The 14,669-nt window shown below is 62.5% G+C and carries 13 protein-coding genes; 11 read left to right on the plus strand and 2 right to left on the minus strand.

Annotation, left to right across the window (positions count from 1 at the left end):
• Window positions 1-19 precede the first annotated feature (19 nt).
• The 5 genes from mfd to eno all read left to right on the plus strand — a co-directional run bounded on the left by mfd (window position 20) and on the right by eno (window position 6,776).
• The gene (gene mfd, locus LQ788_RS07140; protein ID WP_231446157.1) at window positions 20-3,613 is read left to right on the plus strand and encodes a transcription-repair coupling factor; all 3,594 of its coding nucleotides are present in this window, start codon (window positions 20-22) and stop codon (window positions 3,611-3,613) included.
• A 145-nt stretch (window positions 3,614-3,758) separates the two neighbouring features.
• A complete protein-coding gene (locus tag LQ788_RS07145) occupies window positions 3,759-3,953 on the plus strand; it encodes a CsbD family protein (RefSeq protein ID WP_143921044.1) in 195 nt (64 codons plus the stop codon).
• Between the two features lie 123 nt (window positions 3,954-4,076).
• The gene (locus LQ788_RS07150; RefSeq protein WP_231446158.1) at window positions 4,077-4,595 is read left to right on the plus strand and encodes a MazG nucleotide pyrophosphohydrolase domain-containing protein; all 519 of its coding nucleotides are present in this window, start codon (window positions 4,077-4,079) and stop codon (window positions 4,593-4,595) included.
• A complete protein-coding gene (locus tag LQ788_RS07155) occupies window positions 4,592-5,407 on the plus strand; it encodes a tyrosine-protein phosphatase (protein ID WP_231446159.1) in 816 nt (271 codons plus the stop codon). Before LQ788_RS07150 ends, LQ788_RS07155 begins: the two co-directional genes overlap by 4 nt.
• An 88-nt stretch (window positions 5,408-5,495) precedes the next feature.
• Window positions 5,496-6,776 (plus strand): phosphopyruvate hydratase, encoded by a 1,281-nt coding sequence (gene eno, locus LQ788_RS07160; protein ID WP_231446160.1) that lies wholly within the window; start codon window positions 5,496-5,498, stop codon window positions 6,774-6,776.
• A gap of 408 nt (window positions 6,777-7,184) precedes the next feature.
• Here the strand turns inward: eno and LQ788_RS07165 are convergent, their stop codons facing one another.
• Window positions 7,185-8,105, minus strand: a complete 921-nt coding sequence (locus LQ788_RS07165) for a DUF559 domain-containing protein (RefSeq protein ID WP_231446161.1) — start codon at window positions 8,103-8,105, stop codon at window positions 7,185-7,187.
• Between the two features lie 578 nt (window positions 8,106-8,683).
• Between LQ788_RS07165 and LQ788_RS07170 the strand changes: the two genes are divergently transcribed.
• The 5 genes from LQ788_RS07170 to LQ788_RS07190 all read left to right on the plus strand — a co-directional run bounded on the left by LQ788_RS07170 (window position 8,684) and on the right by LQ788_RS07190 (window position 13,407).
• Window positions 8,684-9,175: an FtsB family cell division protein gene (locus tag LQ788_RS07170; RefSeq protein ID WP_231446162.1), complete on the plus strand. Its 492-nt coding sequence runs from the start codon at window positions 8,684-8,686 to the stop codon at window positions 9,173-9,175.
• Window positions 9,175-9,705 (plus strand): DUF501 domain-containing protein, encoded by a 531-nt coding sequence (locus LQ788_RS07175; RefSeq protein ID WP_231446163.1) that lies wholly within the window; start codon window positions 9,175-9,177, stop codon window positions 9,703-9,705. Before LQ788_RS07170 ends, LQ788_RS07175 begins: the two co-directional genes overlap by 1 nt.
• An 8-nt stretch (window positions 9,706-9,713) precedes the next feature.
• Window positions 9,714-10,661 (plus strand): Ppx/GppA phosphatase family protein, encoded by a 948-nt coding sequence (locus tag LQ788_RS07180; protein WP_231446164.1) that lies wholly within the window; start codon window positions 9,714-9,716, stop codon window positions 10,659-10,661.
• The gene (locus tag LQ788_RS07185) at window positions 10,658-11,953 is read left to right on the plus strand and encodes a S8 family peptidase (RefSeq protein WP_231446166.1); all 1,296 of its coding nucleotides are present in this window, start codon (window positions 10,658-10,660) and stop codon (window positions 11,951-11,953) included. The genes LQ788_RS07180 and LQ788_RS07185 overlap by 4 nt, the downstream gene beginning before the upstream one ends.
• An 80-nt stretch (window positions 11,954-12,033) precedes the next feature.
• Window positions 12,034-13,407 carry an NAD(P)/FAD-dependent oxidoreductase gene (locus tag LQ788_RS07190; RefSeq protein WP_231446168.1) on the plus strand — a complete coding sequence of 458 codons (1,374 nt, stop codon included), beginning with the start codon at window positions 12,034-12,036 and terminating at the stop codon, window positions 13,405-13,407.
• Between the two features lie 180 nt (window positions 13,408-13,587).
• Here the strand turns inward: LQ788_RS07190 and LQ788_RS07195 are convergent, their stop codons facing one another.
• Entirely contained in the window at window positions 13,588-14,193 is a 606-nt protein-coding gene (locus tag LQ788_RS07195; protein WP_231446170.1) for an NAD(P)-dependent oxidoreductase, read from the minus strand.
• Between the two features lie 79 nt (window positions 14,194-14,272).
• Between LQ788_RS07195 and LQ788_RS07200 the strand changes: the two genes are divergently transcribed.
• The gene (locus tag LQ788_RS07200) at window positions 14,273-14,641 is read left to right on the plus strand and encodes a winged helix-turn-helix transcriptional regulator (RefSeq protein WP_231446171.1); all 369 of its coding nucleotides are present in this window, start codon (window positions 14,273-14,275) and stop codon (window positions 14,639-14,641) included.
• Window positions 14,642-14,669: the final 28 nt, after the last annotated feature.

Below are 14,669 nucleotides of genomic sequence, written 5' to 3' on the forward strand. Positions count from 1 at the left end.
GCCCGTGGCATAGAATTGCATGGTGCTCAACGGACTCGATCTCACACGCCAGAACCCCACCATCACTGACCTCGTCTCAGCGTTCAACGACCCGGAGACCACCGGTGGGACGATCGATGCGATCAGGGGACTGTGGCCATCGATCCTGCGCCGCACGCTCGTGTCCGGCGATTCCGATTCGACCACCTCGGCGCCGCAGCTCATCGTCACGGCCACCACCCGTGAGGCCGAGGACCTGGCCCGGTCACTGGCTGACTGGGTGGCCGAAGATTCGATCGCGATCTTCCCCAGCTGGGAGACCCTCCCTCACGAGAAGCTCTCACCCCGGTCCGACACCGTCGGGCAGCGCCTGCAGATTCTGCACCGCCTGGCCCACCCCAGCCCGGACCGACACCTGGCCTTCATCATCGCCCCGGTCCGCGCCTTCCTGCAGCCCTTGGTCAAGGGACTCGGCGACATCGAGCCGGTGGAACTGGCCGTCGGTGACGAATACGAGATCGACCAGCTCTCCCAGCGACTGACTGAACTGGCCTACTCACGTGTGGACATGGTCTCCCGCCGAGGTGAGTTCGCAGTTCGTGGCGGCATCGTCGACATCTTCCCACCGACGGACAAACATGCCCTGCGCATCGAATTCTTCGGTGACGAGATCGACGAGATCCGCGAGTTCTCCGTCAGCGATCAGAGATCCATTCCCGCTGAGGCGGACGCTTCGCCCCTGACCCTCTCGGCACCGCCCTGCCGTGAACTCCTGCTCACCGACTCTATCCGAGAACGCGCAGCCGCGTTGTCACAGACGCTGCCGGCTGCCTCGGACATGCTCGACAAGATCGCCGGCGGAGTCGCCGTCGAAGGCATGGAATCGCTGTCTGCCGTATTGGCCGATGGCATGGAGCCGATCATCGCTCTGCTGCCCGCAGCCACGAAGATCATCATCACCGAACCCGAACGAGTCCACGCCAGGGCCGCCGACCTCGTCGTGACGACGAACGAATTCCTTGAGGCCGCATGGTCCGGGGCGGCAGCCGGCGGCGAATCCCCGATCGATCTGTCCGCAGCGACATTCCGGACGATGGAGGAGATGGAGGAAGGCGCTCGCCTCATCGGTCTGGCCTGGTGGGAGCTCGGCGGCTTCTCCACCGATGAAGAACTCGTCTCACCCACCCAGAACCTGTTCCCCGTCCCGGCTCGGGCACCTCGAGGATATGCCGGCGACGTCGAAGCGATCCTCACCGACGTCAAGGGACTCATCCACGACAAGTGGCGCATCCTCGTCCTCACCGAAGGCCAGGGACCGGGCCAGCGCATGGTCGAGGTGTTCTCGGAAGCCGGAGTACCGGCGACCTTCGTCGATGACCCGAATGACCTCGCCGAGGCCCTGGTCACCGTCACCACCGCCGCGCCGTTCGGCGGGTTCGTCTTCGACGACCTCAAACTGGCCGTCCTCACCGAAGCCGATGTGCTCGGACGCGCCGCCGCCACCTCGACGAGGGACATGCGCCGCCTGCCCACTCGACGCAAACGCAACCAGGTGGACCCACTCAACCTGGCGCCCGGGGACTACGTGGTCCACGACCAGCACGGTGTCGGCAAATTCGTTGAGATGACGCAGCGGACGACGGGCAAGGGCCCGAACAAGCACACACGCGAATACCTCATCCTCGAATACGCCCCGGCCAAGCGTGGACAGCCCGGCGACCGCCTGTACGTACCCAGCGACGCACTCGACCAGGTCAGCCGGTACGTGGGCGGGGAAAGCCCGAGCCTGAACAAGATGGGCGGTGCCGACTGGTCGACGACGAAGGCCAAGGCCAGGAAGGCGGTCAAGGAGATCGCGGGCGAACTCGTCCGCCTCTACTCCGCTCGCCAGGCCACGGTCGGCCACACATTCGGACCCGACACCCCGTGGCAGCGTGAACTCGAGGACGCCTTCCACTATGTGGAGACCGCCGATCAGCTCACGACCATCGACGAGGTCAAGGGTGATATGGAGAAGTCGGTCCCCATGGACCGTCTGATCTGCGGCGACGTCGGCTATGGAAAGACTGAGATTGCAGTCCGTGCCGCGTTCAAGGCGATCCAGGACGGCAAACAGGTCGCCGTGCTCGTGCCCACGACGCTGCTTGTGCAGCAGCACTTGGAAACCTTCGCCGAGCGCTACTCGGGATTCCCCGTCACCGTCGGTGCGCTCTCGCGTTTCCAGACGAAGCAGGAGTCGGACAAAGTCGTCGAGGACCTGGCCGCAGGCAAACTCGATCTCGTCATCGGCACGCACAGGATCCTCAGCGGCGAGGTGCGGTTCAAGAGCCTTGGGCTGGTCATCATCGACGAGGAGCAGCGCTTCGGCGTCGAACACAAGGAGACGCTCAAGGCGATGCGCACGAATGTCGATGTGCTCGCCATGTCCGCCACCCCGATCCCACGCACACTGGAGATGGCGGTGACCGGCATCCGCGAGATGTCGACCTTGGCCACGCCCCCTGAAGAGCGTCACCCTGTCCTGACCTATGTGGGCAAGAAAGAAGACCAGCAGATCAAGGCCGCCGTCCGTCGTGAGCTCATGCGCGAAGGTCAGGTCTTCTACATCCACAACCGGGTCAAGGACATCGAGGCCGTGGCCGGCCACATCGCCGAACTCGTTCCTGAAGCGCGCATCGCCATTGCGCACGGAAAGATGAATGAGACCCGCCTGGAACAGGTGATCGTCGACTTCTGGGAGAAGAAGTTCGATGTGCTGGTGTGCACGACCATCGTCGAGACCGGAATCGACATCGCCAATGCGAACACCCTCATCATCGATCATGCCGATCGTTTCGGCCTCTCCCAGCTGCACCAGCTGCGCGGCCGCGTGGGTCGCGGCAGGGAACGTGCCTATGCCTACTTCCTCTACCCGGCTGACACTCAGCTGACAGAGACCGCCCATGACCGGCTGACGACGTTGGCCGCTCACACCGAGCTCGGTGCCGGAATGCAGGTGGCCATGAAGGACCTCGAGATCCGCGGTGCGGGCAACCTCCTCGGAGGCCAGCAGTCCGGGCATATCGAGGGGGTCGGCTTCGATCTCTACGTGCGTCTGGTCGGCGAAGCCGTCGCGAACTTCCGCGGCGAGGACACGGAGCCCGAGGCCGATATGCGCATCGAGCTTCCCGTCGATGCTCACCTGCCGGCAGAGTACGTCGACCATGAACGACTGCGCCTCGAGGCCTATCGGAAACTTGCGGCAGCGGCGAACGAGACCGAGCTGCAGGAAGTGCTGGACGAACTCGTCGACCGGTATGGGCCCTACCCGGAGTCCGTGGGTGTGCTGGCGGACGTTGCCAGGCTGCGGATCAGAGCCAAGGCCTCGGGCGTCAACGACGTCGTCGTGCAGGGCAACTTCGTCCGCTTCGGTCCGCTCGAACTTGAGGATTCGCAGGTGGTACGGCTCAAACGGCTCTACCCGAAGTCTCTGCTCAAGCCGGCGATCAGGTCTGTGCTCGTACCCAAGCCGATGTCCGGCAGCGGCTTCGACGCGAAGGAGATGACCGATTCCGACATCGTGCGGTGGGCCCACCAGTTCCTCGACGCGATCGTTCCGGTCGTGACCTCCGAGGTCGTCGAAGCCGGAGTGTGATCGCGGCGAGGTCGCAGGACGGGATCGGTGATGATCGACGCGAGGACGATCTGCACGTATTCTGAAAGTTCACATTCGACCGCTCCAGCTAGCGTAGAGTGCGAATACGGGTACAGACGTACCGGACGACTTAAGGAGAGCCACCATGGGTTTTGACGACAAGTTCGACAACAAGACTGAAGAATTCTCCGGCAAGGCAAAGGAGACCGTCGGTGACATGACCGGCGACGACGAGCTCAAAGCTGAAGGGTCTGCCGATCAGCTCAAAGGCAAGACCAAGCAGGTTGGCGAGAAGGTCAAGGACCTCGGCAAAGACGTCAAGGACAAGTTCAGCAAGTAATGAGGAATTCGGCCCCCATCGCACCCGCGGTGGGGGTCATTCTTTTGGTTCGGTCCGCTGTGTGGTCCGAATCTTCACAGCGTCACCCTCACAGCAACGCAGGAATCGGAAGGCGGCACGGCAGTGGAGCAGGCAGAGGCAGCGGGCAAGAACGACACCTCAAGCACTGATGTCCTCAGAGCCGGGACCGGGGTCGGCTCCACCGGCGTCACTCCGGCACAGACCCAGGGAGTGATCGAGGCGATGGCGACTCTGCGTCGCCGGTGCCCCTGGTCGAGCCGGCAGGACCATGGAAGTCTCGAGAAGTTTGCACGCGAAGAGACCGAAGAGCTCATCGAAGCGCTCGAAGACTACCGCAGCGACGCCAGTTCTGCCCACAGGGTGGCCGTTGTCGAGGAGCTCGGAGACGTCTTCTACCAGGTCCTCTTCCACTCGGCCCTGCTCGATGAGAGCGGTTCAGCTCCCTATGGCCACACGTTGGGACTCATCATCGACGGCCTCGAAGAGAAGCTCATACGGCGTCACCCCCTGGCTTTCGGGGAGGACAGCCGTGACGACGAGATGCCTGAGCTCGAAGACGTCGAACGCGAGTACCGCCGAATCAAGACCGAAGAGAAGCAGCAGAAAGACGATAATCAGTGAGCTTGGATCGCATCGACATCGAAGGCACATTCAATTTCCGCGACATCGGGGGAACGCCCACCTCGGCGGGCGAGATGACCATCGCCACAGGCAAGGTCTACCGCGCCGACGGACTCGCCCAGCTCACCGACAGGTCGCGTGCCGACCTCAGAGCACTCGGCATCACCACCGTCGTGGATCTGCGTGATGTGGGGGAGCGGTCCAAGCTGCCCGACGCTGTTGCGGGACTCGACGTGAACCACATCGAGCTGCCGATCTTCGATGACCATTTCTTTCCCGCGAAGCAGCTCAGCCGCGAGGAGATGAAGAAAGCCGCCGAGGCGACCGGCATGGACCTCTCAGATCGCTCGCTGAGCAAGATCTATGACCTCATGATCGGCCATTTCGGGACCCGCCTGGCCATGGCCGTCGACGTCGTTGCACAAAGCTGTGGCGAGGCAGTGGTCTTCCACTGCTCTGCCGGCAAAGACCGGACCGGCGTGGTCGCCGCATTCATCCAGACCCTCCTCGGCGTCGGGCGACACGAGATCCTCGAAGAATACTCAATTACCTCGCAGCACCTGTCCGGTGGCTTCCTCGAGAACATCGTCAGAAACTTCGCCGATGCCGGCATCTCCGGCAACCTCGCCGAGACCGCAACAGCGGCACCGCCGGAACTCATGGCCAAAATCCTTGACTCCATCGAGGGTCAGTACGGCGAGAACGGTGTCGAGGCCTATCTGCTCGAGCATGGAATGGACCCGGAGAGTCCGGAGAAGCTGCGCCGACAGCTGCTGGCACCCGTGAACCGCGAAGAATCCGTCCAGGGCTGAGCCGGAGAGTAAGCCTGGTGCCTCGGTGCATTAAGCTGTCCTGCAGGCACATGTTCCCCATGTGAAACCAATTGCGAAGGAGTAATCAGTGGCTGAGATTGTTGCCGCAAACGCCCGTGAAATCCTGGATTCCCGGGGAAATCCCACCGTTGAGGTGGAAGTGCTGTTAGCCGACGAATCGGTCGGTCGTGCCGGTGTCCCCTCCGGTGCCTCCACCGGTGAGTTCGAAGCCGTTGAGCTGCGCGACGGAGACCCGGAACGTTACCTGGGCAAAGGCGTCACCAGTGCTGTTGACGCAGTCGTCGACGAAATTCATGAAGTCATCGTCGGTCTGGAAAGCGATGACCAGCGACTGGTCGATCAGGCTCTGATCGAGCTCGACGGCACCGAGAACAAGTCCCGCCTGGGCGCCAACGCAATCCTCGGCACCTCGCTGGCAGTCGCTCGTGCAGCCGCCGTGTCCGCGGATCTGCCGCTCTACCGCTACCTGGGCGGACCGAACGCGCACGTAATGCCCGTTCCGATGATGAACATCCTCAACGGTGGATCGCACGCCGATTCCAACGTCGACATCCAGGAATTCATGATCGCCCCGATCGGTGCGGCCAGTTTCCACGAGGGACTGCAGTGGAGCGTCGAGGTCTACCACGCGCTCAAAGGTGTGCTGAAGGAACGCGGTCTGTCCACCGGGCTCGGCGATGAGGGCGGATTCGCACCGAACCTCGACTCCAATGCCGCGGCGCTCGACCTCATCCTCGAGGCCATCGAGCTCGCCGGACACCGTCCGGGCCGTGACATCGCAGTGGCACTTGATGTGGCCTCCTCAGAGTTCTACTCAGACGGGGCCTACGAGTTCGAGGGCGAGAAGAAGTCGGCTCAGGACATGGCGGCCTACTATGAGGGTCTGCTGGCCAAGTACCCCCTCGTGTCCATCGAGGACCCACTGGACGAGAACGACTGGGAAGGCTGGGCCACGCTGACCCAGTCCATCGGCTCAAAGGTTCAGCTCGTCGGCGACGACCTGTTCGTGACGAACCCCGAGCGGCTCCAGCGCGGTGTCGATAACAACACCGCGAACTCCCTGCTCGTGAAGGTCAACCAGATCGGCACCCTGACAGAGACCCTCGACGCAGTGTCGCTGGCACAGACCAACGGCTACACGACGATGATCTCCCACCGCTCGGGCGAAACCGAGGACACGACGATCGCCGACCTGGCCGTGGCCACGAACGCCGGCCAGATCAAGGCAGGCGCTCCGGCCCGGTCCGAGCGTGTGGCCAAGTACAACCAGCTGCTGCGCATCGAAGAGCAGCTCGGCGACGCGGCCCGCTACGCCGGCCGAGGAGCGTTCCCGCGCTTCAACGGCTGAACGAGCCTTTTCGCTCGTCCGACAGGGCGGGCTTCGCGCAGTCGGCTGAGCGAACTTCGTTCGGACGGCTGAACGACTGCAGCGCTGAGGCGTTGAATGGCTTTATCCCCGAGGCGGGGGCCAGGTGATCATTCTATGGTCACCCGGCCCCCGCCTCGGCGACATTCATCGGCAGGGCGTTTTTGCTGAGGTCGGTGTGCTTCGCGATGACACAACCTCGTCGCGACTTCAAGAACTCTTGGCGATCCCACAAAACTACTCCGCGACTCCAAAACCTCCTGTGCCTCGCAGAACACCCTGGGAGTACAGCAACTCCACCCGCACCGCTCAATTCATACATTTGCAGAGGTTGTTTATGAAGTCGCGGGTGAGGGGTCTATCGAGGCTGCCGACCGCATTGCTGGGAAGTCACCTCGTGTTCATGAGGGCTCGCCTGATCTCTTCGAACTTCGCCTCTGTGAAGAGCTCTTTCCACGTGACTCTGATGACCCGCCAGCCCTGATCGCGCAGCCATTGTTCTCTGCGCCGTTCGCGTTCGAGTTCGTCTCGTGGCACTCCTGAGCCGAGATACAGCTTTCCAAGTCCATCGATCTCAATGATCAGCCGAGCCGCCTTGTGGCAGAAGTCGACGCGAAACTTTCTTCGCAGCGAGGGTGCGCCGAACTCAACTTGGGGGACGAAACCGACGAATCCGTGCTGAAAGAACCTCACCGCGGCGATCGACTCGGCGGGGGACTCGCGACGGGCATCGGTCAGTTCGAGGGCGAGATGAACCTTCTTCGTGTTCCTGGTCTCGAAGCATTGCGCCAGCGTCGCGAGGATCTTCTCCCTCGTCGTCAGTCCGCGGTGTAGAGCATCGTCGAGCATCGACACAGAGATGTCGGGGTTGTACGTGCGAGCCACATCAATGAGCGTTCGTTCGAGCGTCGTCACCTCGGTGCCGCGAACTCTTTGCCGGTGATGCTTCGGGATCGTCACGCCCCTGACATGGATGCTCTTGAACCTGCGGTTGATCCCGGGGCGCACCACCTCCACCTGGTGAGTCACGGGATAGGCAATAGGCAAGCCGTGGATGAGGGCAGCTGAGATATGGGAGAACACCTCAGCCGGTGGCGATCCCGGCGACGTTCGGACTGCTGTATTGGACCCTTCTGCGGTGTCGGGTTCTACCTGCCGCGCCTCCTGATTCTGCTTCTGGAATCTGACTTCGCATCTCGCCATGACTGCGGCGTCGAGCTCTTCGATCTGGTCGCGGAAGTCTCCGTGCTCGGTGAACTCCGAATGAGTTCCTTCAACGATGCTGGCCCACAGCCGCCGATGTCCTTCCACGGTGCAGACGTGTCTGACCGAATAGACACCGCGAGACAGCCGACGTACGCAGCAACTTCGGGCCCGTCGAATGTCTGCGTGAGTGAACCCGAGCCGGATGATCTGTTGTGTGGTCATAATCTTGTACATGGAATTAAACTGCATCAAAACTTATCAAACTGCAATAGAGTACTCCTGATCTGTGTATAACTTTGTGGATAAATGCGTCTGGTGTGGGAGCTGGGGAGGGGAGTGCGGTGGCCGGAAAGCGTCGAGGCGCAAGTCGCAGCTTCTGTACCCTGCGCCGTGAGTGCTAAATCACCCAGTAGCAACGGGATGTTTTAGAGCTGGCGGTGCCGAGAGCGGAACTAGCTGGAGGACGTGAGGGTAATGGGAGGGCGTGCGCGCGGGACGGTGGCGTGAGACCCCGCTGCGGCCTCAGAGGGCAGAACGGGGGAGGCGAGCGAACCGGGCTGACTCAGACTTTCGAAAAATAGAACACGCCACGACACCCAAATCCTCGCAGTCCGGATGCTGACACGGCAGACTTAGATGTGTTGTGACTGCCTTCCCCATCCCCGGTCGCAGAGGAAAGAGACATGGTTCCGAGCAAACCTAGAAACAGCGCCCCCAAATCGGCTCCGGGCCGAGCCGCTCCCCGTCGACGCCCCACGCCGGTCGTCGAGGCTCAGCCCACCGAAGGCACTCGCAAACGGAAACTGTCCTGGCAGACAGGCGTCTTCCTCCTCGTCATCGCCATCGTGCTCGTCACTTTTCTCCCCTCGATCAACTCCGCACTCAAGCAGGCACAGCAGATCGCGGCACTCAACAGCGAGATCGAATCGACGAAGTCCGAGGTCCAGGGGCTGGAAGAGAAGAACGAGAATCTCAAGGACCCTGCGTACATCAAACGCAAGGCCCGCAAGGACCAGTACTACGTGGAAGAGGGCAAGAACGCGGTCATCGTCACCAACCAGGAGGCAATCGACGGTGACGATTCGGATGCTGAACGTCCGCAGCGCAAGCAAGCCTGGTACCTTGAGTTGCTGGAGTCGATTCAAGAGGTCGGCAATACCGTGGAGAAGGGCTGATGATCACAGAGTGCACCGAGGCGGACTTCGCCATCCTGAAGGAACAGCTCGGGCGGATTCCGCGCGGTGTCGTCGGGATCGCCGCCCGCAGCACATCGGGTGAACCGCTGGTCGTCGCGACCGCTCCTCGGCTCGAGGATGGCACACCGTTCCCCACCACCTTCTACCTCACGCACCCTGCCTTCGTCGCTGAATGCTCACGCCTCGAAGCATCGGGAATCATGACCGAATGGAGTGCCGAGCTCGCCGAAGACGAGGAGCTCGCGGCCGCCTACGCCAAGGCCCACGCTGCGTACCTCGCGGCTCGGTCGGAGATCGGAAAGTCTGCCGGAATCGCCGAGGTGGAAGAGATCAAGGACTACACCGCCGGTGGCATGCCCACCCGAGTGAAATGCCTGCATGCTCTCGTCGGACATTCCCTGGCCGCTGGGGCAGGAGTCAACCCGATCGGTGACCGCGCCATCTCCTTCATGACCGACGTCCCCACCCCGGCGGGCGCAGAGGGCGCCTCGACCGAGGCAAGCGAATAGGAGAGCTCATGCGCGTAGCCGCCTTCGACTGTGGGACCAATTCCCTGCGTCTGCTCATCGCCGATGTCGACGAGCAGGGCCAGATGACCGAACTGCGTCGCGAAACTCGGATCGTGCGACTGGGCCAGGGAGTCGACGCAACGGGTGAGTTCGCCCCCGAAGCCCTCGAACGCACCTTTGCCGCGGCCCGAGAGTTCGCCGAGGTGGCCGCCGAGTACTCACCGGAGAAGCTGAGATTCGTCGCCACCTCCGCCAGCCGTGACGTGAAGAACCGTGATGAATTCTCCGCCGGAATCTTCGGCATCCTCGGCGTCGTGCCCGACGTCATCACAGGTGATGAAGAGGCCCATCTGTCATTCCTCGGCGCTACCGTCGGACGTTCTGCCGACAGCGGCCCGTTCCTCGTCATGGACCTCGGCGGCGGCTCAACCGAACTGGTCCTCGGCACCAAAAGCGTCACCTCGGCGGTGAGCATGGACATCGGATCCGTGCGCCTGACCGAACGCCACATGTCTGTCGACATCCCCGACCAGGCGCAGATCCAGGCGGCCATCGACGACATCGACGCCAACCTGGACAAGGCGGCAGAGATCGTCGACCTCGCTGCGCCGCGGACGATGATCGGAGTCGCAGGCACCGTCACCACACTGACCGCGGGAATACTTGACCTCGAGAGCTATCAGCGAGATCGCATCCACGGCACCCATCTGCGCGTGGCAGACATCGACGCTGAGGCGAACGAACTCTTGAGCATGGGGCGTGAAGCTCGTGCCGCACTGCCGTACATGCACCCCGGGCGCGTCGACGTCATCGCGGCCGGGGGACTCCTGTTCGCCCGCATCGCGGCCTGCATCGACTCTGCAGTCAAGAGCGCGGGAGGCGAACTCGACATCATGGTCTCGGAGACGGATATCCTCGACGGCACCGCGCTCGACCTCGCGCGCACGCAGTCGTGAAGCCCTTTGTTGCGGGGGAACGGACAGCTCCCAAACATCCACGCGTTGGGAAGCGCTCTGCGAAACTCGCTCTCGTCGGATCCCTGGTGCTGGGGCTGGTCATGGGCACGACCCAGCCGGCTCTCGCTGCGCCCGAGCCCGGACCCGGGCAGTGGTACATCAAGAAGTACGGCATCGATGACATGTGGAAGAAGTCCACGGGCAAAGGTGTGAAGGTCGCCGTCATCGATTCCGGCGTCAACACCAAACATGAAGACCTCAAGGGCGTGGTCAGCAGGTCCAAGGACTTCAGCGGACTCGACAAAGACGGCAAGACCCCCATCGGCGGCAAGACCACCATCCATCACGGCACCGCTGTCGCCGGCGTCATTGCCGGCCAGGGCAAGGGCGCAGGACCGACGGGAGTCGCCCCCGATGTCGATATTCTCTCGGCCTCGATGTGGCTGGGACCCGAGCGGCCGAAGGAATCCGGCTCGACTCGTGAACAGGCCGACAAGGCGATCAGATGGGCCGTGGATTCCGGAGCCAAGGTCATCAACATGTCGCTGGGCTGGGACGATCCGGCCTGGCCCTCGAGCTGGGATGAATCCTTCGCCTACGCCTATGAGAAGGACGTCGTTGTCGTCGCCTGTGTCGGCAACGCCTCACAGGGAGCCACGCAGGCGTGGTCACCGTCGACAGTGCCCGGTGTCATCGGGGTCGGTGGGCTGGACAAGAAGAACCGCGTTCTGTCAGAGTCCACGGCGCCCGGAACAGCCGTTGATCTCATGGGACCAGCGGAAGACATCCCGATCCCGTATTACTCTGGCGGCTATGCCGAGGGGCAGGGCTGTTCCTTTGCCTCACCCATCGTCTCCGGAGTGGCCGCACTGATCCGGGCCGAGAACCCCGACCTCAGTGCCGACGAAGTCACCGCCAAGCTGAGCTCGACGGCCAAGCCGGTCCCCGGGCATAAAGGGCAGAGCAAGAAGGACAAGCCGGATCCGATCGTCGGCTGGGGCCGGATTGATCCGAAGGCCGCGATGAAGTCAGACGTTCCGAAGTCGGTGCCCAGTGCGGCCGATGATCTCGCTGACTGGGTGACAATGCACCGACGTTCGTCGTCTGACCCGTCCGAGACTGAAAACGCAGTCCCGGCTGAGGACAACAACCCAAAGGCAGTCGCGCCCAAAGACGTCGTCTCATCACAGTCGACACCCAAGCTGGGCTTCTCGGTTCTGGCTGCCGGCGGCCTCATCGCGGTGATCCTCTTCGTGCTCTCCGCAGTGGTTTTCATCCGCCGCAGACGGTGATCGAACCGGGTGCTGATCCTCTGAACTGGGGCGTCGAGATTCAATTAGTGAAAGTTTTCACAAAGGCCTAGGATGGGAATATGGCACTCATCAGAAACTCAAAATTGCGTCCTCGAATCCTCGTTGTTGGTGGCGGCTACCTTGGTCTCGTTACCGCTCAGAATCTGTTGAAGAACCTCGGTCGTGGCGAAGCCACAGTGACCGTGGTCGATCCCAACCCGTACATGACCTACCTGCCTTTCCTCCCCGAGGTGGCGGCCGGGTCCATCGAACCGCGCCACGCTGTCGTGCCGCTGCGCCGCAACCTCTCCGGTGCTGAAGTCATCACCGCGAAGGTCACCTCGATCAACCACGGTGACAAGTTCGTCACTGTCGAGCCGGAGAACGACGAAGCGTTCGAGCTCGACTACGACCACATCATCATGGCCGCCGGTTCGGTGGCGCGTGCTCTGCCGATCCCCGGCCTCAAGGAGAACGCCATCGCGCTCAAGCGCATCGAGGAAGCCGTCGCACTGCGCGATCACCTCCTCAGCCGCTTGGCCGATGCCTCGCTGATGGAAGACGATGACGAGCGTCGCAAGGCGCTGACCTTCGTCTTCGTCGGCGGCGGTTTCGCAGGCATCGAACTCCTCACCGAACTCGAAGATGTCGTTCGCTCCGCAGTGGCTCAGTACGAGACGCTGACCGAAGCCGATGTCCGCTTCGTCCTCGTCGAGGCACTCGATCGTGTCATGCCCGAGGTCGGCGAAGCTCAGGCTCGCTGGGTCGTCGAGCACATGCGCGAACGCGGCATCGACGTGTACCTCGAGACCTTCCTCCAGGACTGCACCGACAAGCACATCAAGCTCTCCAGCGGCGAAGAATTCGACGCCGACACCATCGTCTGGTCGGCAGGCGTCAAGGCCAACCCGATCCTCGTTGACTCGGACCTGCCTCTCGATGAGCGCGGTCGTGTGACCGTGCGCGCCGATCTGCGCGTCGAGGGCGACAACGGTGTGGTCGAAGGCGCTTGGGCTGCCGGCGACAACGCTGCCGTGCCTGACCTCTCCGGTGGCGGCGTGGGCGGCTACTGCGTGCCCAACGCTCAGCACGCCGTGCGCCAGGCACCAGTGCTGGCTGCCAACGTTCTTGCCGCACTGCGCGGAGAGACCGAGTTCAAGCAGTACTTCCACAAGACCATCGGCACCGTTGCAGGTCTCGGCCTGTACAAGGGCGTTTCGCAGATGGGCGACTTCGAAGCCCGCGGACTCCTCGCTTGGCTGATGCACCGCGCCTACCACGGCTACGCGATCCCGACTGTGGACCGCAAGGTCAAGGTCTTCGGCAACTGGATCCTCAATGCCATCGTCGGCCGCGACGCCATGCCGCTGGCTGATCTCGATGTTCCTCGCAAGAACTTCGTCGAGGCAGCCAACTCGAAGCCGGCACCGAAGAAGGAAACTGCCAAGGCCTGATAACTGAGTGCAGGATTCACCCCAGGCTGTAGCCGTGGTGTGAACCCTGATGAGTTCTGAAGAACGCCGGGAGCGCGATTGCACTCCCGGCGTTCTTGCCATTCATGAGGGGCTGGAGCAGAGCGTCTGAGGCTCCAACCATGCGCAGTTGAGCGACTGACGCTCCGAGCTCCGGGGCCCTCAGTTCGCGACGGTGAAGCGAGCGTCGATGTGCTTCGCGTTGACGATCTCATCGACCATGGCCACAGCAAAGTCCTCCGCGGAGATGGAATCTCCGGCAGGCGTCTCTAGTTCGGTCTTGTAAGTACCCGTGCGCTCACCGGGGTCGATCTCCGGGGCGGGGGAGATCAGCGTCCAGGGGGAGTAGCTGCCGGCACGCATGAGCTCGAGTGCCTTCGTGCCGGTCTCCGACTCGGCCTTATAGGCCTCTGGGAAGCCTTCGGTATCTTTGAGCATGGTGTCACCGACGAAAAGCGATCCTGCACCACCGACGACGAAGACACGCTTGTCTCCGCTGGCCTGAGCCAGTGTCTCCAGGGCATTCAGCCACTCTTCGTGTGGTGCGCCGGTACGGCTGGGTCCGGTTGTCGAGACGATGATGTCATGGTCGGCGACGATCTGTCGGTCGAACTCGGCGTCTCCCATATCGCCTCGGAGGTTTGCTGCGGCTCCCGGAACCTCAGTACCAGTTCGAGTGATGGCCGTGACCTCGAGGCCGCGCTCGGCGGCTTCTGCGGTGACGCGGGATCCGATCATTCCTGAAGCGCCGAAGAGTGCGATCTTCATGGTGTGTCCTTTCGTGTATGCGGATGTTGCCACAAAGATACCCTTTGGATATCGAGTACCTCAAAGATACTATTGGGATATGAGATTGAGCAGTTCCTGGGAGGGCGATGCCTTCGATCCCGAATGTCCGACCAGAATCGTCCTCGATCGGGTCGGTGATAAGTGGACGGTCCTCATCATCGGGACTCTCGACGAAGGCCCGAAGCGCTTCAGTGAGATTCGTATGGCGATCGGCGGAATCACGCCGAAGGTCCTCACCTCGACCCTGCGGGCTCTGGTGGCAGACGGGCTGGTGACCCGCGAAGTCTTCGCCGAGGTTCCTCCTCGCGTGGAGTATGAGCTGACCGACCTTGGCCGCTCGCTCCTAGGGCCCGTTGAGGCTCTGCGCAGGTGGGCTGAGATCAATGTCGCGGCGATCGTCGACAGCAGGGACCGGGCGGACGCCTAACGGGTATCTCAGCGCGTCTGGTCTCGAC

This window comes from Brevibacterium zhoupengii (assembly GCF_021117425.1).
GTDB lineage: Bacteria > Actinomycetota > Actinomycetes > Actinomycetales > Brevibacteriaceae > Brevibacterium > Brevibacterium zhoupengii.